This is a genomic window from Kitasatospora sp. NPDC058444 (assembly GCF_042721415.1).
In the GTDB taxonomy this organism is placed as follows: Bacteria; Actinomycetota; Actinomycetes; order Streptomycetales; family Streptomycetaceae; genus Kitasatospora.
In genome coordinates this window covers 143,017-160,979 of sequence record NZ_JBHXLL010000002.1, presented here as the reverse complement: position 1 = coordinate 160,979, position 17,963 = coordinate 143,017, and the positions used below count along the sequence as shown (strand labels likewise).

At 73.2% G+C, this 17,963-nt stretch carries 20 protein-coding genes; 8 read left to right on the top strand and 12 right to left on the bottom strand.

Translation table 11 applies throughout. The annotated features are described in order from the left end of the window. Nucleotides 1-216 precede the first annotated feature (216 nt). Nucleotides 217-699, top strand: coding sequence for a hypothetical protein (locus ACFWP2_RS03290; protein WP_078589103.1), 483 nt, complete (start codon nt 217-219; stop codon nt 697-699). A gap of 81 nt (nt 700-780) precedes the next feature. Here the strand turns inward: ACFWP2_RS03290 and ACFWP2_RS03285 are convergent, their stop codons facing one another. From ACFWP2_RS03285 to ACFWP2_RS03270, 4 genes are all read right to left on the bottom strand, one after another. After that, nucleotides 781-1,272 carry a MarR family winged helix-turn-helix transcriptional regulator gene (locus tag ACFWP2_RS03285; protein WP_380447776.1) on the bottom strand — a complete coding sequence of 164 codons (492 nt, stop codon included), beginning with the start codon at nt 1,270-1,272 and terminating at the stop codon, nt 781-783. Nucleotides 1,273-1,335: 63 nt separating this feature from the next. Further along, the gene (locus ACFWP2_RS03280; protein ID WP_380447774.1) at nt 1,336-2,625 is read right to left on the bottom strand and encodes a hypothetical protein; all 1,290 of its coding nucleotides are present in this window, start codon (nt 2,623-2,625) and stop codon (nt 1,336-1,338) included. Nucleotides 2,626-2,832: 207 nt separating this feature from the next. Then, nucleotides 2,833-4,506 (bottom strand): RICIN domain-containing protein, encoded by a 1,674-nt coding sequence (locus ACFWP2_RS03275; protein ID WP_380447772.1) that lies wholly within the window; start codon nt 4,504-4,506, stop codon nt 2,833-2,835. A gap of 243 nt (nt 4,507-4,749) precedes the next feature. Then, nucleotides 4,750-4,989, bottom strand: a complete 240-nt coding sequence (locus ACFWP2_RS03270; protein ID WP_380447770.1) for a chaplin — start codon at nt 4,987-4,989, stop codon at nt 4,750-4,752. A gap of 493 nt (nt 4,990-5,482) precedes the next feature. Here ACFWP2_RS03270 and ACFWP2_RS03265 point away from each other — a divergent pair, with 493 nt between their 5' ends. The 3 genes from ACFWP2_RS03265 to ACFWP2_RS03255 all read left to right on the top strand — a co-directional run bounded on the left by ACFWP2_RS03265 (nt 5,483) and on the right by ACFWP2_RS03255 (nt 6,596). Then, nucleotides 5,483-5,725, top strand: coding sequence for a chaplin (locus ACFWP2_RS03265; RefSeq protein WP_380447768.1), 243 nt, complete (start codon nt 5,483-5,485; stop codon nt 5,723-5,725). Nucleotides 5,726-5,835: 110 nt separating this feature from the next. Further along, nucleotides 5,836-6,105: a chaplin gene (locus tag ACFWP2_RS03260; RefSeq protein WP_380447766.1), complete on the top strand. Its 270-nt coding sequence runs from the start codon at nt 5,836-5,838 to the stop codon at nt 6,103-6,105. Between the two features lie 113 nt (nt 6,106-6,218). Then, nucleotides 6,219-6,596 carry a hypothetical protein gene (locus ACFWP2_RS03255; protein ID WP_380447764.1) on the top strand — a complete coding sequence of 126 codons (378 nt, stop codon included), beginning with the start codon at nt 6,219-6,221 and terminating at the stop codon, nt 6,594-6,596. A 72-nt stretch (nt 6,597-6,668) separates the two neighbouring features. On the opposite strand, the gene ACFWP2_RS03250 is transcribed toward ACFWP2_RS03255, so the two are convergent. Next, nucleotides 6,669-7,334: a hypothetical protein gene (locus ACFWP2_RS03250; RefSeq protein ID WP_380447762.1), complete on the bottom strand. Its 666-nt coding sequence runs from the start codon at nt 7,332-7,334 to the stop codon at nt 6,669-6,671. Between the two features lie 300 nt (nt 7,335-7,634). On the opposite strand from ACFWP2_RS03250, the gene ACFWP2_RS03245 reads away from it, so the two are divergent. The 3 genes from ACFWP2_RS03245 (at nt 7,635) to ACFWP2_RS03235 (ending at nt 8,891) form a co-directional block, all read left to right on the top strand. Next, entirely contained in the window at nt 7,635-7,979 is a 345-nt protein-coding gene (locus ACFWP2_RS03245; RefSeq protein WP_380447760.1) for a rodlet layer protein, read from the top strand. 85 nt (nt 7,980-8,064) lie between these two features. Further along, complete coding sequence (locus ACFWP2_RS03240) at nt 8,065-8,409, top strand: rodlet layer protein (protein WP_380447758.1); 345 nt, start codon at nt 8,065-8,067, stop codon at nt 8,407-8,409. A 212-nt stretch (nt 8,410-8,621) separates the two neighbouring features. Next, nucleotides 8,622-8,891 carry a hypothetical protein gene (locus ACFWP2_RS03235; RefSeq protein ID WP_380447756.1) on the top strand — a complete coding sequence of 90 codons (270 nt, stop codon included), beginning with the start codon at nt 8,622-8,624 and terminating at the stop codon, nt 8,889-8,891. Between the two features lie 81 nt (nt 8,892-8,972). Here ACFWP2_RS03235 and hemB read toward each other — a convergent pair whose 3' ends face one another. From hemB to ACFWP2_RS03200, 7 genes are all read right to left on the bottom strand, one after another. Further along, a complete protein-coding gene (hemB, locus tag ACFWP2_RS03230) occupies nt 8,973-9,953 on the bottom strand; it encodes a porphobilinogen synthase (protein WP_380447754.1) in 981 nt (326 codons plus the stop codon). 68 nt (nt 9,954-10,021) lie between these two features. Beyond that, nucleotides 10,022-11,671, bottom strand: coding sequence for a uroporphyrinogen-III synthase (locus tag ACFWP2_RS03225; RefSeq protein WP_380447752.1), 1,650 nt, complete (start codon nt 11,669-11,671; stop codon nt 10,022-10,024). 73 nt (nt 11,672-11,744) lie between these two features. Then, a complete protein-coding gene (gene hemC / locus ACFWP2_RS03220; RefSeq protein ID WP_380447750.1) occupies nt 11,745-12,752 on the bottom strand; it encodes a hydroxymethylbilane synthase in 1,008 nt (335 codons plus the stop codon). 41 nt (nt 12,753-12,793) lie between these two features. Next, nucleotides 12,794-14,134 (bottom strand): glutamyl-tRNA reductase, encoded by a 1,341-nt coding sequence (locus ACFWP2_RS03215; protein WP_380447748.1) that lies wholly within the window; start codon nt 14,132-14,134, stop codon nt 12,794-12,796. 25 nt (nt 14,135-14,159) lie between these two features. Beyond that, nucleotides 14,160-15,062 carry a redox-sensing transcriptional repressor Rex gene (locus ACFWP2_RS03210; protein WP_380447746.1) on the bottom strand — a complete coding sequence of 301 codons (903 nt, stop codon included), beginning with the start codon at nt 15,060-15,062 and terminating at the stop codon, nt 14,160-14,162. 101 nt (nt 15,063-15,163) lie between these two features. Continuing rightward, nucleotides 15,164-15,943 (bottom strand): exonuclease domain-containing protein, encoded by a 780-nt coding sequence (locus ACFWP2_RS03205; protein WP_380447744.1) that lies wholly within the window; start codon nt 15,941-15,943, stop codon nt 15,164-15,166. A 172-nt stretch (nt 15,944-16,115) separates the two neighbouring features. Beyond that, complete coding sequence (locus tag ACFWP2_RS03200) at nt 16,116-16,391, bottom strand: glutaredoxin family protein (protein WP_380447742.1); 276 nt, start codon at nt 16,389-16,391, stop codon at nt 16,116-16,118. Nucleotides 16,392-16,511: 120 nt separating this feature from the next. Between ACFWP2_RS03200 and ACFWP2_RS03195 the strand changes: the two genes are divergently transcribed. After that, the gene (locus tag ACFWP2_RS03195) at nt 16,512-17,576 is read left to right on the top strand and encodes an HAD family hydrolase (RefSeq protein WP_380447740.1); all 1,065 of its coding nucleotides are present in this window, start codon (nt 16,512-16,514) and stop codon (nt 17,574-17,576) included. The last annotated feature ends 387 nt before the right edge of the window (nt 17,577-17,963 follow it).

Sequence of the window (17,963 nt, the reverse complement as noted above, 5' to 3'; positions counted from 1 at the left end):
GGGTAAGGAGCACGTCCGGTGGGCGCCGGACGTGCGGGGGTCTGTCGATTCCGGCGAATTCCGGTGAGGATGGTCCGAGTGTCCGAGGCGCAGGACGGCTACGACGAGGCCGCGGGGGGCTCCCGCAGGCCCGCCGAGGCCGCACGCGGGGGTACGGGAGCGGGTACGGGTCGTGGTCGTCGCGGCGGTGAGAGGCGGGGTGAGGGACGCGTGGGGGTGACCTACAAGTACTTCGGAGCCCCGGACCGCGCGACCGCCGCCAGAGTCCCCACCGCCCTCGGCCCGGGCGGACTCGGCCTCGACGCCGGCGAGCTCGGCTCGCTGGGGCGGCTCGGCGACCTGATGGAGACCAGCGGCTCCCCCACCGGCCACCTCTCCACCAAGATCAAGCCGGAGACGATGAGCGCCATGGTGCTCACCGGCATCCAGGGCGTGCCGCTGCACCAGGTTCCGCCGCTGGAGCTGGTCGTGCTGCACCCCGACTACGCCGTCGTCCAGCTCCCCCACAACGTCGTCGAGCCGCTGCGCAAGGCCGACGAGACGGAGCTCGGCGCCGCCGCCTTCATCTGGTCCACCGTGCCGGACCGGCGCGGGCCGCGGGACGCGTTCGTGATCTACAGCATGCTGCACGAGTGGCAGGACTTCGCCAACCGGCTGCACGAGGCCGGGCACCAGCTGTACTGCCTGGTCTGGCCGTAACGCCGGATCCCCGTGCGAGGTTCGAACACGGGCCGGGGTGTGGCGGGTTGACGGATCGTCGGCTCCCGCTCCCCGGTCCGGTCAGCCCCGGGAGCGGCGGGCGCGGCGGACGGTGCGCTCGACCTCGACCGGCTCCGCGAGGTGGCCGTCCACCAGGCGGGTCAGGGCCGCGACGAACACCTCGCGCTCGGGCTGCGGCAGCGTCTCCAGCAGTTCGCGGTGCACCCGGTCGGCGATCGCGGTGCCCCGCAGCACGGCCAGCCCGCCCGCCTCGGTGACCGAGACGATCCGGGCCCGCCGGTCGGTCGCGGACGGGCGTCGCTCGGCCAGGCCCGCCTTCTCCAGCTCGTCGACGGTGACCACCATGGTCGTCTTGTCCAGGTCCGCCAGCTCGGCCAGCTGGATCTGGGTGCGCTCGGCCTCCTGGGCGTGGAACAGCACGCCGTAGGCGCGCGGGGTGATCCCCAGCTCGGTGAAGGCGGCCGCCATCCGGGTGGCCAGCACGTGGCTCGCGTGGTCCATCAGCCCGGAGATGTCGCGGATCTGGCGCACGGGCGGCGGGGTCGTCGTCATGCGTCCGAGGTTAGCAACGGCCCGTCTGCTCCCGGATGATCCCGTAGCCAACCACCGCCGGGTCTACGGGATGCCCAACTCGAACAGCGCATAGCCGCCGTACCAGCCCGCCGCGAGGACCGGCATCGCCAGCAGTCCGGCCAGCGAGGAGGTCCGCACCCGGCGCAGCACCAACGCCAGGCCGATGCAGAGCGGGAAGGCGGGCAGCAGGTAGCGCGAGATGTTGCCGAAGATCTGGTTGCTGCTCAGCGCGGTGAACATGATGAGCGCGGTGTAGACCCACAGCACCAGCGGCGGACGGGCGCGCCAGAGCAGCACCAGCAGCCCGGGCAGGGCGATCAGCAGGCCGATCGCGATCAGGTCCGGGACGGGGTTGGACTGCCAGAACACCCAGTGGCCGGTGATCACGTCCATGATCGTGCGCAGGGTGGAGGCGCCGCCGTCGAAGTAGCGGTTCCAGGCTCCCTGCTGGAGCTTGAAGTAGCCGCCCCAGTCGCCCATCCTCCAGCCGACCCAGGCGATGTAGCCGATCATGCCCCAGGGGGTGATCAGCATCGCGGTCAGCGGGCGGGCCACCCCGTCGGTGCGGCGGACCAGCGCGACCAGCGCAGCGATCGAGACCGCGGCGATCACCGCGGCGGCGGTCGGCCGGTTGAGGCCCGCCACCAGCGCCAGCAGGCCGGCCGCGAGCCAGCGGCGGGTCATCACGCAGTAGCAGGCCCAGGCGGACAGCGCGACGAACAGCGAGTCCGAGTAGACCGCCCACTCCACGCCGGAACCCGGGAACAGGCCCCAGAGCACCGCCGCGATCACGCCCGCCCGGAAGCCGCCGAGCCGCTCGGCGACCGCGAAGATCCCGGCCGCGGCGACCAGCGAGGCCAGCACCGAGACGACGATCCCGGAGCCGTACGGGCCGAGCCCGGTGACCGTGCCGACCAGCCGCATCAGCCAGGGGTAGAGCGGGAAGAAGGCCGCCGAGTTCTCGTAGTAGGTGGCCAGCGGGAAGCCGTGCAGCGGGATCAGCTGCGGGTCGTACCCGTTCTCGGCGATCCGCTGGTACCAGACGCCGTCCCAGCTGCCCAGCACGTCCCAGGCGTTGGTGCCGCCGCCGCGGCCGGGCTGCTTCTTCAGGTAGTCGCCGGTGTGCGAGAGCAGCAGCATGAAGACGGTCAGGCCGATGGCCTTGACCACCGCGTAGGCGCCCACCGCGGGCCCGAAGCGGTCCACCAGTGCCCCGAACCGGCCGGGCGCGCGGCCGGTCCGTTGCTCGGGGGCCTGGTCCGGCGCCTCCCCGGGCACCCCCGGGGCTCCGGGCTGGGTACTGGACGACTCAGTGCTCGATGCCGTGCTCATCTGGTCTGGGTACTCCCCGCCCCGCTCGTGTCCGCGCGGCTCCGGCGCAACGATTTTCCCGTGAGCCTACGGCACGGCCCCGAACCGGCGGTCCCTGGCGCCCCCCGGCCCCCGCCCGGCACCGTGCCGGCGGCGGACACCGCGCCGGAGAACGCGGCCGTCGCCGCCCGGTCTGGGCGGCGACGGCCTGGGAGCGTGCGGGGTGGATCAGCCCTGGACGTAGACGATGCCGAGCTTGGTGAGCTGCCAGAGCTGGTTGGCGGCGCCGGTGTCGGTGGCGAGTTCGACGTACGGGTTGCCCTTGGCGTCGAGGCTGCTGCCGGTGGCCAGGACCTTGGTCAGGTCCTGGGAGTCGGCGATCTTGTAGCGGCCGTCGCCGGCCGGCTTGAACACCCAGTGCTGGTTGCCGCCGCCGTTGCAGCCCCACTGCTGGATCCGGGTGCCGGGGGCGGTGGAGGCGGCGTTGGCGTCCAGGCACATGTTCCGGTTGCCGCTGAAGTCGAGCTCGAAGCTGCCGCCGGCCTTGGCCTCCAGGACGAAGGACTGGTTGAGCCCGCCGGTGGCCGGATAGGTGATCGCGGGCCGGCCGTTGGTGGAGTCGCCGTAGCTGCCGCCGCCGGTGAGGTCGAGCACGTTGCCGCCGGCGGCGTTGGTCAGCTGGTACCAGGCACCGTCCTCGGGGACGTCCCCGAACGGCTGTCCGGGCGTGAGCGGCTGGATCGAGTTGGCGTTCTGCTGGTTGAGCGTGCAGTACGCCTGCGCCAGCTCGGGCCGGGCGTAGAACTGGCCGAGGCAGACGCCCTCCGCGTGGTAGCCGGCCACCCGCAGGTGGTACGACTGGCGGACCATGTTGGTGCACAGCCCGGGGATGCCGATCTGCGAGTCGCAGCCGTTGCGCACCCACTCGGAGAGGTTGATGACGTCCCCGTTGGTGTACTCGTACGGGGAGGACGTCCACTCCGCGCAGACCTCGTGCCCGAAGGCGACCCGCCGCTGGTCCAGGTAGCGGACGCCGGGCACCTGCTCGGCCGCGCCGCGCAGCGCGTCGCTGAAGGTCGGCACCACCCAGTTGTGGCCCCAGGCGAGGTCCTCGGGGAAGGCCGGGCAGCCGTCGGCGATCTTGCCGAGGTAGTCGTTGCGCCGGATGTCCGGGGTGATCGGGTTGAAGTACGACTGGTAGACCAGCTGGTACGAGGAGTCGGCGTAGCCGGCCCTGCGCATGGTCTGACGGATGTTCTGGAGCGCGGCGACCACCTTGGGCTGGACGCCCTTGGCGCGCCGGCGGATCTCGTCGCTGCCGATGGTGTCCCGGCAGCCCTGGTCCTTGGGGATCGGGAAGTACTGCGCCAGGCAGTGCATCATGACCCCGCTGAAGTCGAAGTCGTCGTTGGCGCCGATGGTGACGACGACCATCTTGACGTCGTACCTGGCCGCCGTGTCGGCCAGCTTGACGTCCTGCTTGGGCTCGCCGAAGTCGCCGCTGCCGGGGCCGGTGATCTTCGCCAGCTCCGGGTCGCTGACCAGGTCGCCGGTCTGGGCGCCGGAGCAGGCGAGGTCGATCGGGGTGACCCCGGGGATGTCGGTGACGAAGATCTCCGACTTGGGGTGGCGGTGGCAGTAGTTGGTGGGGCTGTCCGTCTCGGGGAAGTAGCCGTCGTTGGTGTCGGTGCCGGCGCCCTCCCCGGAGATGGCGCTGTCGCCGAGGGCGACGATCGCGGCCGGACGGGTGGCCGCGGGCGCGGCCGGGGCGGGGTCGGCCAGGGCGGCGGGGGCGCCGGCCAGGCCGAGGGTGGCGAGGAGGGTTCCGGTGGCGAGCAGTGCGGCGCACCGGGACGCACCCGTACGCGTCCGCCGCGCCGCCGACCGTGGTGACCTGATCACACGCGACTCCTTGCGGGGGTGGGGGACCGCCCTGGCGGGGAGCCGAGCGGTGCGGAGCAAGAGAGGAGCAGGAAAGGTGAGCAGGTCTCGCATTCTAGGAACTGACAAGTAACACAACAAGACTCGTGACACCGCCGGGACCTGACGGCCCGACACACTCCCGGCGCACGAAAGAGCCGCCGCCCCGCGCCCCAGGAGGGAGGCGCGGAGCGGCGGCTCGCACCGGCCGAACCGGGTGCGGGCTCAGCCCACGTTGGCGCACTTGTTGCCGAACGCCGGGTTCAGCAGGCCGACGATGTCGATGGTGTTGCCGCAGACGTTGACCGGAACGTGCACCGGGACCTGGATCAGGTTGCCCGAGACGACACCGGGGGAACCGGCGGCGACACCCTGGGCGCCGGCACTGGCCATCGCGGTACCGGCGCCGGTGGCCACGATGCCCACCACGGCCGCGCCGACGGCGGCGGTCTTCTTGATGCTCATATGAGCCTCCTGACTGTTCGACAGATATGCACGGGGAGTGCGACATCTAGAACGAGACCTCACCGGACCGGTTGCGACGCTCCCGGCACTGTCACCCATCCGGCGCAACGGCACCGCGGACCGGGCATTCGGGTGATCGGGGGGTCGGACCGTTTCCCCCTGCGCGGTGCCTCGTTCTCCCTCACGGAACCCGGTCTCCACGGCCCCCACGCGGCGGGCCTCCCGAACCCGGCGTCCGGCAACCCGTGCCGGAACGCCAGACCCGAATTCCACCTGGTCGCGCCTTTGTCCGACGCCTTTCCCGGCCGTGCGGGAATCGTTTCGCGAGGCACCCCGACCCGGCAGTCGCGGCCACGCCCGAGCCACGGGCGGAACACGCGGATATGCGCCGACCGAGTGACAATCACGGCAATCCCTGAAGCCGGCGGGTGAGTATTCGTGCTCACCCGGCCCCGACATTTCCCTTCCGTCGGGAAGAAATCGGAGGAATGACATGCGCAACTTCAAGAAGGCCGCCGTCCTGTCCCTGGCCGCCAGCGGCCTGGTGCTCGGTGCCGCCGGCGGTGCGGTCGCCAGCTCGAGCGCCGAGGGCGTGGCCGCCGGTTCCCCGGGCGTGCTCTCCGGCAACCTGATCCAGGTGCCGGTCCACATCCCGATCAACCTGTGCGGCAACACCATCGACATCATCGCCCTGCTGAACCCCGCCTTCGGCAACGAGTGCGCCAACATCGGCTGAACCCGCGGTCGCCGCACCGGCGACCGCCGCTTCACCGAGCCCGTGCCGCACCCCGCAGCGCCGGGGCGCGGCACGCTCCCCCCGTGTGTGATCGAGGAGATCAACCCCCCATGCAGAACATGAAGAAGGCCGCCGTCCTCTCCGCCGCCGCTGCCGGCCTGGTGCTGGGCGTGGCGGGCTCCGCCGCCGCCAACTCCACCGCCGAGGGCGTCGCCGCCGGCTCCCCCGGTGTCATCTCCGGCAACCAGATCCAGGTGCCGCTGGACATCCCGATCAACCTGTGCGGCAACTCCATCAACATCGTCGGCCTGCTGAACCCGGCCTTCGGCAACGCCTGCGCCAACGTGGAGCTGCCCCCGCAGCACGAAGAGGACTGCTGATCACCGATCGGCACGTGTTCCGGCCGTCCTGCCCCCCGACCAGCCGGCCGGGGGGCAGTTCGGCGTCCCCGGACAGCCGTCCGGGACCCCCGATCCACCGAAGGGTGATCACGATGGTTTCGAAGAAGAGCGCGGCCGGACTGGCCGCCGCCGTGGGTGCCGCGGTGCTGCTCGGCGCCGGTTCGGCGCAGGCCGCCACCGCCCCGGGCGAGGCCCCGGCCGGCCCGACCGCGCTGGCCAAGACCGATGTCGGCCAGGCCCTGAACGGGACGACCACCGGCCTCGGCTACGGCATCGCGCCGATCAAGAGCCTGCGGCTGGACCCGTGGGCGAACTCCTCCGCCGACTTCCTCAACAACGGCGCGGTCCTCCAGCCGGACCAGGGCCTGCCCGAGGTCGGCACCGGGACGCTGACCGGCCCGCTGAGCGCGGGCGGCGGCGTCAAGGACCTCCCGCTGGTCGGCGGGCTGACCGGCCTCCTGCCGGGCTGAGCGCCCGGGCACGACGAGAGCCCGGCATCCCGCCGCGCGGCCGGGGTGCCGGGCTCTGGTACCGGAGGCGGACTAGAGCCGGGTGAGCTCGGTCAGGCCGGTCTGCTGCACCACGCCGGTGGTCATCCCGGTGGTGGTCCCGGCCAGGGCGCCCGCCGTGTCGGTGAGGGAGAGCCGGCTGTCCTCGCCGCCGAGGCTGGCCTTGGCCCCGGGCACGACCTGCACCGCGCCGGAGACCAGCCGCGGGTCGATCTCGTCCACCTTCAGCCGGCCGTCGGCGAGCTGGCCGGCGCCGTCCCGGGCGAGCGAGAGCGGCTTGCCGAGGGTGAGGCCGGGGGTCTTGGCGTGCAGCGGCGCGGCCGGGGCGTCCAGCAGCACCTTGCCGAGGTCGGCGCTCTGGTCGAGCAGCGGGAGCGGCAGCTCGGCCTTGGCGCTCGGGCCGACCTTGCCGGTGGTCAGCTGGGGCAGGATCCCCTCCGGGATCAGCTCGCCGCCGGCGCTGGTGGTCGGGCCGGGCACCGGCGGCATCAGCAGGGAGGTCGGGATGCCGGCCGTGAGGCGGCTGCCCAGCGGGGCGAGCGGGATGTCCGCCGGGACCTGCTGGCCGGCCAGCGCGTCCTCCAGGGCGCCGACCTGGTCGGGGCCGATCGGGGCGGCGGCGCCGGCCGCTCCTTGGGAGGCGAGCACACCGGCACCGACCGCCAGCAGCATCGCGCCGGCCCGCTTGGAGAGCTTCATGCTTTTCACCGTTCTGCCGTCCGTACTGGAGATCACTGGGAAGGGCTGCGGGGGCCGCAGCCGGAAAGCGATCTGCTCAACGAGTGACCGGGAGCGCGGATTGCGGCCGTTAACCGATTCGGAGTAATAATCCGATCGGATTCCCTTCGCCGTCGCGCCTCCGCGACTCTTTTCAAAAATCCCCGTAACCTTCCGTGCCGTCGTTCTTTGATCTGGACGTCAGTGACTGCAGACCGGGTCTGAGCGTTCTCAGCGTTGTACGCACGGAATCCAAAGAGCATTTCAGAGAGGGATCTCGCCATGATCCAGAAGTCCTTCGCCGCCGCCGGCCTGGCCGCCGCCGCGCTGGCCGGTGCGGCCGCGCCCGCCTACGCCATCGGTGACGCGGACGGCGCCGCCGCCTCGATCGAGGGCAACGGCGGCACCAACTTCACGGGCACGGTCGGGAACAACAGCCCGAACTTCCACTTCCTGGACAACCCGAACATCTGCCTGCCGGAGATCCACAACATCGCGGTCGGCGTGCTCGGCGTGGCCGTCCCGGTCGAGGTCCCGATCGCCAACAACGGCGGCAGGCAGTACTGCACCGTCGGCCAGGGCACCCAGAGCCAGGGCGACGGCGGCGTGTCCCACCTGATCGGCTGATCGGGTCGTCGCTCCGTTCGCCCTGCACCACCCTCCGAATCACCCACGAATCGCTCCCCGATTCACCCCGAGAGGAAAACCAGAAATGATCAAGAAGTCCCTCGCCGCCGCCGGCCTGGCCGCCGCCGCGCTCGCGATGTCCGCCGGCTCGGCCTCCGCCATCGTCGACTCGGACGGCGCCGCCACCTCCGTCCAGGGCAACGGCGGCACCAACCACACCGGCACCTACGGCAACGGCAGCCCGAACAACCACGTTCTGGACAACCCGAACATCTGCCTGCCGGAGATCCACAACGTCGCCGCCGCCGTCATCGGCATCGCGGTGCCGATCGAGGTCCCGGTCCTGAACAACCAGCCGAAGCAGATCTGCAACGTCGGCCAGAACACCCAGTCCACGGGCGACGCGGGTGTCTCGCACCTGATCGGCTGATCACGGGGCACAGCACGGTCGGAGGGCCCGGGGAGGAACACCTCCCCGGGCCCTCCGGGCTGTGCGGACGAGGTGTCCGGCCGGCCGCGCCACAGCGCGGTCCGGACGGGTGAGCGGCGGGCCGGTCGGCGCGTGGATCGCCGATCAGGACCGCCGGTTGTGATCACGTGTCAGAGCGCCCGCGGGGGCGCTCCCAGAGAGAGGGCAGTTCCATGAAGAGCAAGCTGGCCAAGGCCGCCCTGACCGCCGCCGCCGCACTGGCGCTCGCGGGTGCCGCCACCCCGGCCTTCGCCCACGTCGGCGTGGCCGGCGGCGGCGAGTTCGTCGCCTCCGCCGACCAGCCGTTCGTGGCCGGCGAGGTCTTCGGCATCGCCCACGCCGGGGACACCGCCGCCGGCGGCTTCGGTGGCGGCGCCGCCACCTCCACCGACCTGGTCGGCGGCGGCGCGGGCTTCGCGCACGCCGGCGACGTGGGCATCTAGGCGCGGGCACCTAGCGGAAACCCGGAAGGCCGGGACGTCCCCCGCGGGGGACGTCCCGGCCTTCCGCCGTACCGGGGGCCGCTACTTCAGCATCGCGGCGGCGTCCAGGGCCCAGTAGGTGAGGATCTGCTCGGCGCCCGCGCGGCGGATCGAGGTGAGCGTCTCCATGATCATCCGCTCCCGGTCGATCCAGCCGTTCGCGGCGGCCGCCTCGACCATCGCGTACTCGCCGGACACCTGGTACGCGGAGACCGGCACCGGGGAGGCGTCGGCGACCTGGCGCACGATGTCCAGGTAGGCCATGGCCGGCTTCACCATCACCATGTCCGCGCCCTCGGCGATGTCCTGCGCCAGCTCGCGCAGCGACTCGCGGGCGTTGGCCGGGTCCTGCTGGTAGCTCTTGCGGTCGCCCTTGAGCGAGGAGCCGACCGCCTCGCGGAACGGGCCGTAGAAGGCCGAGGCGTACTTGGCGGTGTAGGCGAGGATGCCCACGTCCTGGTGCCCGGCCTCGTCCAGCGCCCGCCGGATCACGCCGATCTGGCCGTCCATCATGCCGGACGGACCGACCAGGTGGACGCCGGCGTCGGCCTGCACCCGGGCCATCTCGGCGTAGCGCTCCAGGGTGGCGTCGTTGTCGACGCTGCCGTCGGCGGCCAGCACGCCGCAGTGGCCGTGGTCGGTGTACTCGTCCAGGCAGAGGTCCGACATGATCACCAGCGAGTCGCCGACCTCGGAGACCACGTCCCGGATCGCCTGCTGGAGGATGCCGTCCGGGTTGGTGCCCTCGCTGCCGACCGCGTCCTGCACCTCCGGGACGCCGAACAGCATGAGTCCGCCCAGGCCCGCCTCGGCCGCCTCCACCGCGGCCTTGCGCAGGGTGTCCCGGGTGTGCTGGACCACGCCCGGCATCGAACTCACCGGGACGGGCTCGCTGACGCCCTCGCGGACGAACAGCGGCAGGATCAGCTCCGCCGGGTGCAGCCGGGTCTCGGCCACCAGACGGCGCATCGCCGGGCTCCGGCGCAGCCGGCGCGGGCGTACGTACGGGAATTCAGCGGACATGGCTTCTCTCTCCGAACGGTTGAGCAGTGCCGGGGGCGACGGTCGGCCGCCCCCGGCCACGAGGGGTGTCAGCGGGCCTTGCGGCGCGAGCCGGGACGGCGCTCGCTGGGCCGGTAGACCGGCTCACCGGCGGCCGTCGCGGTGTCGCGGCGCTTGGCCCCGAAGTCTGCCAGCGCCTGGGCCAGCGCGGCCGCCGACGGTGCCGGGGCCATCACGTCGACCCGCAGGCCGTGCTCCTCGGCGGTCTTGGCGGTGGCCGGGCCGATGCAGGCGATGACGGTCACGTTGTGCGGCTTGCCCGCGATGCCGACCAGGTTCCGGACGGTCGAGGACGAGGTGAACAGCACCGCGTCGAAACCGCCGCCCTTGATCGCCTCACGGGTCTCGGCCGGCGGCGGCGAGGCGCGCACCGTCCGGTACGCCGTCACGTCGTCGACCTCCCAGCCGAGCTCGACCAGGCCGGCCACCAGGGTCTCGGTGGCGATGTCGGCGCGCGGCAGCAGCACCCGGTCGATCGGGTCGAAGACCGGGTCGTACGGCGGCCAGTCCTCCAGCAGCCCGGCCGCGGACTGCTCGCCGGAGGGCACCAGGTCCGGCTTCACACCGAAGTCCACCAGGGCCTGCGCGGTGGTCTCGCCGACCGCCGCGACCTTGATCCCGGCGAACGCGCGGGCGTCCAGGCCGTACTCCTCGAACTTCTCCCGGACGGCGCGCACCGCGTTCACCGAGGTGAAGGCGATCCACTCGTAGCGGCCGGTGACCAGGCCCTTGATCGCCCGCTCCATCTGCTGCGGGGTGCGCGGCGGCTCGACCGCGATGGTCGGCACCTCCTGCGGCACCGCGCCGTACGAGCGCAGCTGCTCGGACAGACCGGTGGCCTGCTCCTTGGTGCGCGGCACCAGGACGTTCCAGCCGAACAGCGGCTTGGTCTCGAACCACGAGTGCGAGGCCCGGTGGGCGACCTGCTCGCCCACCACGGCTATCACCGAGGTGGCCGGGTCGACCGGGGCGGAGACCGGCGAGGGCAGCACCCGGGCGGCCTTCAGGTCGGCCGCGATGCCGGACAGCGTGGAGGTGAAGGTCCGCTGGCGGGTGGTGGTGCCGGAGAGCGTGGCGCTCAGCGCCGACTCCGGCTTGCGGCCGCCCGCGACCAGGGCGGTCGCGGTGGCGGGCAGCTGACCCAGGGTGGTGCGGACCACCAGGGTGGTCTCCGGCACGCCCAGGTCCACCGGGCCGCCGGCCAGCAGCGCGGCGCCGTCCACGAAACGCACGTCGGTGCCGGAACCGGCGCGCAGCGGGACACCCGCGTACGCCGGGACGCCGACCGACTGGGCGACGCCCGGGATCACCTCGAACGGGATCCCGTCGCCCGCGCAGCTGAGCATCTCCTCGGCGGCGCAGCCGTCCAGGCCCGGGTCTCCGTCGACGGTGCGGACCACGTGCTTGCCGGAGCGGACGGCCTCGGAGACCAGCTTGGCCAGGTCGAAGTCGGTGCCCTCGGCGACCGGGGCGTGCACCTGCACGCCGGCCGGACAGTGGCTGCGCACGGCGGCGGCGGTCAGCGGGTCGGCGACGAGCACGTCGGCGGTGGACAGCACCTCGACCGCGCGCAGGGTCAGCAGGCCCGGGTCCCCGGGGCCCGCGCCCAGGAAGGTGCACCGTCCGGTGGCGGGCTGTCCCGCCGGGAACAGGGCGTCGGTGGCGGTGGTGGGGCTCATGCGCCCACCTCGCTGCGCTCGGCGGTCTCTTCGCGAAACGCGCACCTCTTCATGATTCGCTCGCTTCGCTTGCTCATCGGGCTCGCTCCCCCATCAGGGCGGCCGCGCCCGCGGCGAGCAGCCGGTCAGCCAGCGCGCGGCCGAGGGCCGCCGCCTGCTGCTCGGCGGTCTCGTCGAGGACGATCGGACCGTTGGCGGACATCTTCAGCAGGGCGGTTCCGTCGGGGTCGCCGACCACGCCGTCCAGCCGCAGTTCGTTCTCCCGGCCCCAGGTGGCCAGCGCGGCCACCGGTGCCGAGCAGCCGGCCTCCAGGGTGGCCAGCAGGGCGCGCTCGGCGGCCACGGCGACCCGGGTGGGGGCGTGGTCCAGGGCCGCGAGCGCGGTCGTCAGATCCGTGTCGGCGGTGGCGCACTCGATCGCGAGCGCACCCTGGCCGGGGGCCGGGACCATCACCTCGGTGTCGAGGTGCTGGGATATCTCGGCGCTGCGGCCGAGCCGGTTCAGGCCCGCCGTCGCCAGCACCACCGCGTCCAGCTCGCCGCTGGTCACGAAGCCGATCCGGGTGTCCACGTTGCCGCGGATCGCGACGGTCTCCAGCCGGGCGTCGTGGGCCTTGGCCCAGGCGTTCAGCTGCGCCATCCGGCGGGGCGAGCCGGTGCCGATCCGGGCCGGGCGGCCGGCGCCGGCCAGCTTCTCCACCAGCTCGTCCAGGGCCAGGCCCTCGGTCGCCACCAGGGCGTCCCGGACGTCCTCGCGCTCGGGGACGGCGGCCAGCGCCAGTCCTTCGGGGGCGGCGGTGGGCAGGTCCTTGAGCGAGTGCACGGCGAAGTCGATCCGGCCCTCCAGCAGCGCGTCGCGCAGCGCGGAGACGAACACGCCGGTGCCGCCGATCTGCGCCAGCGACTCCCGCGAGGTGTCGCCGTAGGTGGTGATCTCGACCAGCTCGACGGGGCGCCCGGTGACCCTGGTCACCTCGCGGGCCACCATGCCCGACTGCGCCATGGCGAGGGCGCTGCGCCGGGTGCCGAGCCGCAGGGCCGCGGTGGCCGAGGGCTGCTCCGTGATCGGTTGACCATTCATGAGGTGATCGTCCCGGTGGTACTCGTGGGATGGCTGACGGTTCATCTGGCGCCCCCGGCCGAGGGCTGGGGCGCGCCGCCTACGGGCGTGCCCGACACGGCGTGCACAGCCGCCGGGTCGAGGTCGAACAGTTCGCGCAGCGCCTCCGCGTAGGAGGCGCCACCGGGCTCGGCGGCCAGCTGCTTCACCCGGACGGTCGGGGCGTGCAGCAGCTTGTCGACGACGCGGCGGACGGTCTGGGTGATCTCGGCGCGCGAGCGCTCGTCCAGGTCGGGCAGCCGGGAGTCCAGCCGGCCGAGCTCGGCGGCGACCACGTCGGAGGCCATCGAGCGCAGCGCGACCACGGTCGGCGCGATCCGGGCGGCCCGCTGGGCGGCGCCGAAGGCGGTCACCTCGTCGGAGACGATCCGGGTGACCTGGTCGACGTCGCCGGCGCCGGGGCTGGCGGCGTGCGCGTGGGAGAGGCTCTCCAGGTCGACCAGCAGGGCGCCGGGCAGCTCGTGCACGGCGTGGTCGACATCGCGCGGCATGGCCAGGTCGAGCAGGGCGAGCGGCTCGGGAGAGGTGCGGGAGGCCACCGCGGCGGCCACGTCCTCGGCCTTGATCACCACACCGGCCGCGCCGGTGCAGGAGATCACCAGGTCCACCTCGGCGAGCGCCTCCGGCACCTTGGCGAGGTCCAGCACACCGGCCACGTCCGGGCCGAGGATCTCGACCAGCCGCTCGGCGCGGGCCGGGGTCCGGTTGGCGATCAGCAGGTCGGTCACGCCGGAGCGGACCAGGGTGGCGGCGGCCAGCGAGCTCATCGAGCCGGCGCCGACCACCAGCGCGCGCTTGCCGGCGATCTCGCCCGCGCCCGCCGCGACCTGCTCCAGGCCGAAGGTGACCAGCGACTGGCCGGCCTTGTCGATGCCGGTCTCGCTGTGCGCGCGCTTGCCGACCCGCAGGGCCTGCTGGAACAGCTCGTTCAGGCCGCGCCCGGCGGTGTGCTCCTCCTGGGCCTTGGCCAGCGCGTCGCGCAGCTGGCCGAGGATCTGGCCCTCGCCGACGACCATCGAGTCCAGGCCGCAGGCCACCGAGAAGAGGTGGTGGACGGCGCGGTCCTCGTAGTGGACGTACAGGTGGGAGGTCAGCTCCTCCAGGTCCACCCCGCTGTGGTGGGCCAGCAGCAGCGACAGCTCGGCGACGCCGGCGTGGAACTTGTCCACGTCCGCGTACAGCTCGATCCGGTTGCAGGTGTTCAGCAGCGCGGCCTCGCCGACCGTCGCGGTGGCGGCCGCGTCGTGCAGCAGCCGGGTCGGTACGTCACCCGTCAGCGCGGCGCGCTCCAGCACCCCGACCGGGGCCGTGCGATGGCTCAGCCCTACGACGAGAAGGCTCATGCCCGCCCCCCACAGCTCTCGGTGTTCATGCGGGCATCACCGCGGAGAGATCCCCGTCGCCGCCCTTGGCGGACTTGTCCTTGGCCTGCTCCGCCGGGTCCTTGGCCGCCGGCTCGGCGGTGCCGCGGCCCTTGCCGCTGCCGCCGGCCGCGCGGCGCAGCTTGGCCGCGGCCGCCCGGACCGGACCGGGGGCGCGGTCCAGCACCGACTCGGAGCGGTCGTCCGGCTCCTCGCCGGCCTTGCGCTGCTCGTGGAAGGCGAGGATCTGCAGCTCGATGGAGAGGTCCACCTTGCGCACGTCCACGCCGTCCGGGACGGCCAGCACGGTCGGGGCGAAGTTCAGGATGCTCGTGACGCCCGCCTCGACCAGCCGGTCGCAGACCTGCTGGGCGGCGCCCGGCGGGGTGGTGATCACACCGATGGAGACGTGCTGGCTCTCGACGATCGACTCCAGCTCGTCCATGTGCCGCACCGGCAGTCCGGCCGCGGTGGAACCGACCACGTTGGGGTCGGCGTCCAACAGGGCGGCCACCCGGAAGCCGCGGGAGGCGAACCCGCCGTAGTTGGCGAGCGCGTGGCCGAGGTTCCCGATGCCGACGATGACGACCGGCCAGTCCTGGGTCAGGCCGAGCTCGCGGGAGATCTGGTAGACGAGGTACTCGACGTCGTAGCCGACGCCGCGGGTGCCGTAGGAGCCGAGGTAGGAGAAGTCCTTGCGCAGCTTCGCCGAGTTCACGCCGGCCGCGGCGGCCAGCTCCTCGGAGGAGACGGTCGGCACCGAGCGCTCGGAGAGCGCGGTGAGGGCCCGCAGGTAGAGGGGAAGGCGGGCGACGGTCGCCTCCGGGATGCCCCGGGCACGCGAGGGTCGGCGCGCGGCGCCCTGGTCGGGCGTCTGCGAACTGCTCTGTGGTGATCGGCCGATTGCCACGGTGCTCCTGTGGGTGAAGCTGGGCTTTGGCAGCCAGGCTATGCGTTTGTGAACGTGTGCACAAAGATGGTGTCCGTTTTGTCCCCGCACAGTGATGCGCATCACGCCGTCGAACCCATAGCACCGGCCCGGGTCAGCACGACCTCCGGGGCACGCGAACCGGGCAGCCACGGGCCGTACGGAGCCTCCCGGCGCAGCAGCGGAACGGCGGCGCCGGACGGCCGGGAGCGGGCCCGGCCCAGCCGGGGCCAGGGCAGCCGGGCGGCCTCGCGCAGCGGGCCGGCCCAGTCGTCCGGCGGGCAGGACGGGGCGCCCAGGCAGTGCCGCAGCAGCTCGGCGGTCACCCGGGCGTCGCCCAGCGCGGTGTGCGCCGGGTACCAGCCGAGGTCCGCCGCCTCCGCGCAGGCCGCCAGGCCCTGGCCGCGGGCCTCCGGCAGGTGGGCGCGGGCCAGCCCCATCGTGCACAGCAGCGGGACGGGCGGCAGCGGCACCCCGATCCGGGCGAACTCGCGATCCAGGAAGGCGTGGTCGCAGGTGACGTGATGGCCGACCAGCACCCGGCCGGCCAGCAGCTCCAGCAGCCGCGGGGCGATCTCCCGGAACCGCGGGGCGCCCTCGACGTCGCACTGGCGTATCCGGTGCACATGGGTCGGGCCGACCGGTCCGAGCGGATCCAGCAGGGTGGCGAACTCCCCCTCGGGACGCAACCGCTCGTCGAGCAGCACCACCGCCACCTCGACCACCCGGTGCCGCCACGGGCTGCGGCCGGTCGCCTCCACGTCCACCACGGCGAAGCCCCGGGGGTCCGTCCGTGACTCCGTCCGGGGATCCGTCCAGGGCTCCGGGGCTCCGGACGCCCCGAGGACAGGACCGGGAAGCATGGCGCACTCCTCGTGTGCTCAGCCCCCCACGGGCGCAAACGCGTTCGATCGTAAGCCGACCGACCCGCCCCGCCCCACGCCGGAACGGAGTGTCTTCGGCAACGATTCGGCGAACCGCCCCCGCCGATCGGCGGGGGGTCGGTATACGGACGAACGCCCGGTCAGGCCCCGGTCAGCCGCCGAGGGCGGTGCGCAGCCGGCGCTCGTCGACCCGCCAGAAGTCGTGCTGGCGACCGTCGATCAGGGTGACCGGAATCTGCTCCCAGTAGCGGCGGTACAGCTCCTCGTCCCGGGTGATGTCCCGCTCCTCGAAGGACGCGCCCAGCTCGCCCGTCACCCGGAGGATCACCTCGCGGGCCTCGTCGCACAGGTGGCAGCCCGGCTTGCCGACCAGGGTCACGGTCCGGTCCGCGGGCTTGGGGCTCTTACGTCGCAGCAGTGGGCTCACCGCCCCATTCTCCACCGGGTGCCGGCCGTCCCGGGGCGGCCCGCACCCGGTGGAGCTGTTCACCTCGCGGGCACGGCTCCGTCACGGTCGCCGCGCGCCCGGCTGGCTATCCTCGATGACATGGCCGTGCTCAGAAGGCTCACCCAGGCAAGGCGTTCCAGCAGCGAGCGGAGCGCCCTGGCCGGCGAAGCCGCGGCCGAGGCCGCCGAGGCCGCGCTGCGGGCCGAGCCCGGGCCGGGGGGCGGCCCCGAGCCGGAGGGCGTCGGGGAGCCGGAAGGTGCCGGCGAACCCGGGAGCGGCCCCGAGCCGGAAGGTGCCGGCGAGCCGAACGCGTCGGACGCGGCCAGGACCGGCAAGGCCCCCAAGGCCTCCAAGGCCCCGGCCGAGAACCACACCCCGGACCCGGACGACCCCCGCGCCGCCGCCTTCTTCGACTGCGACAACACCATCCTGCGCGGCGCCGCGATCTTCTACCTCGGTGTCGGCCTCTACCGCCGCGGCTTCCTCACCCGCCGCGACATCGCCCGCTTCGCCTGGCAGCAGGCCTGGTTCCGGCTGCACGGCACCGAGGACCCGGAGCACATCTCGGACGCCAAGCAGTCCGCCCTCGGCATCGTGGCCGGCAAGCCCACCGCCGACCTGGAGGCGATCTGCGAGGAGATCTTCGAGGACGTCGTGGCGGACAAGATCTGGCCGGGCACCCGCGCCCTGGTCCAGATGCACCTGGACGCCGGCCAGCGGGTCTGGCTGGTCACCGCCGCCCCGCTGGAGGTGGCCCGGATCATCGCCCGGCGGCTCGGCATGACCGGCGCGCTGGGCACCGTCGCCGAGGCCCGGGACGGCCTGTACACCGGCCGGCTGGTCGGCGACCTGCTGCACGGCCCGGCCAAGGCCGCCGCCGTCCGCGCGCTGGCCCGGCGCGAGCGCCTCGACCTGGACCGCTGCGCCGCCTACAGCGACTCGGCCAACGACATCCCGATGCTCTCGCTGGTCGGCCACCCGTACGTGGTGAACCCGGACGGCGCGCTGCGGCGCCACGCCCGGGCCCAGGGCTGGCGGGTGCGGGACTTCCGGACCGGGCGCAAGGCGGCCCGGGTGGGGCTGCCGGCTGCGGCCGCGCTCGGGGTGCTGGCCGGTGCGGCGGCGGCCGGGGTGGCGCTGAACCGGCGCCGGCGCCGCGCCTGAACCTCCCGTGCCGGGGGCCGCGCGGACTCCCGGCGGCCGCCCGGAACGAGCCCGCGGGCCGTACGGAGCGCACCTGGCGACCACCCGGAGGCCGTTGGGAGGCCGTCCGGGCCGGCTCGCCCCGACGGGTGAACGGGCGTCAACAGGGCCTCTGACCTGGCCCCTCTTACGGGCGAACTCCCCCGCACCGCAGGGCAGTCCGACCCGACTGCGCGAACTTGTCGCCCAGTGACCGGTTCTGATCGTTCGCCAGGCCGGGAAAGTCGGGGATTGCCGAGCCCCAAGGCTGGGAAACCGCCCCTCAGGCCGCCGAATTGGTCACCCTGAGCGCCTGTTCGATCACGTTGAGCCGGATGAACGATGACAGCTCCGGTCAGTGTCAGCCGA

What these genes read in the sequence shown, in the direction of transcription:
- ACFWP2_RS03225 (WP_380447752.1), bottom strand. Translation starts at nt 11,671, where the DNA reads ATGAGCCCCACCACCGCCACCGACGCCCTGTTCCCGGCGGGACAGCCC.
- ACFWP2_RS03265 (WP_380447768.1), top strand. Translation starts at nt 5,483, where the DNA reads ATGCGCAACTTCAAGAAGGCCGCCGTCCTGTCCCTGGCCGCCAGCGGC.
- ACFWP2_RS03235 (WP_380447756.1), top strand. Translation starts at nt 8,622, where the DNA reads ATGAAGAGCAAGCTGGCCAAGGCCGCCCTGACCGCCGCCGCCGCACTG.
- ACFWP2_RS03245 (WP_380447760.1), top strand. Translation starts at nt 7,635, where the DNA reads ATGATCCAGAAGTCCTTCGCCGCCGCCGGCCTGGCCGCCGCCGCGCTG.
- ACFWP2_RS03260 (WP_380447766.1), top strand. Translation starts at nt 5,836, where the DNA reads ATGCAGAACATGAAGAAGGCCGCCGTCCTCTCCGCCGCCGCTGCCGGC.
- ACFWP2_RS03255 (WP_380447764.1), top strand. Translation starts at nt 6,219, where the DNA reads ATGGTTTCGAAGAAGAGCGCGGCCGGACTGGCCGCCGCCGTGGGTGCC.
- hemB (WP_380447754.1), bottom strand. Translation starts at nt 9,953, where the DNA reads ATGTCCGCTGAATTCCCGTACGTACGCCCGCGCCGGCTGCGCCGGAGC.
- ACFWP2_RS03280 (WP_380447774.1), bottom strand. Translation starts at nt 2,625, where the DNA reads ATGAGCACGGCATCGAGCACTGAGTCGTCCAGTACCCAGCCCGGAGCC.
- ACFWP2_RS03195 (WP_380447740.1), top strand. Translation starts at nt 16,512, where the DNA reads ATGGCCGTGCTCAGAAGGCTCACCCAGGCAAGGCGTTCCAGCAGCGAG.
- ACFWP2_RS03205 (WP_380447744.1), bottom strand. Translation starts at nt 15,943, where the DNA reads ATGCTTCCCGGTCCTGTCCTCGGGGCGTCCGGAGCCCCGGAGCCCTGG.
- ACFWP2_RS03215 (WP_380447748.1), bottom strand. Translation starts at nt 14,134, where the DNA reads ATGAGCCTTCTCGTCGTAGGGCTGAGCCATCGCACGGCCCCGGTCGGG.
- ACFWP2_RS03240 (WP_380447758.1), top strand. Translation starts at nt 8,065, where the DNA reads ATGATCAAGAAGTCCCTCGCCGCCGCCGGCCTGGCCGCCGCCGCGCTC.
- ACFWP2_RS03270 (WP_380447770.1), bottom strand. Translation starts at nt 4,989, where the DNA reads ATGAGCATCAAGAAGACCGCCGCCGTCGGCGCGGCCGTGGTGGGCATC.
- hemC (WP_380447750.1), bottom strand. Translation starts at nt 12,752, where the DNA reads ATGAATGGTCAACCGATCACGGAGCAGCCCTCGGCCACCGCGGCCCTG.
- ACFWP2_RS03250 (WP_380447762.1), bottom strand. Translation starts at nt 7,334, where the DNA reads ATGAAGCTCTCCAAGCGGGCCGGCGCGATGCTGCTGGCGGTCGGTGCC.
- ACFWP2_RS03285 (WP_380447776.1), bottom strand. Translation starts at nt 1,272, where the DNA reads ATGACGACGACCCCGCCGCCCGTGCGCCAGATCCGCGACATCTCCGGG.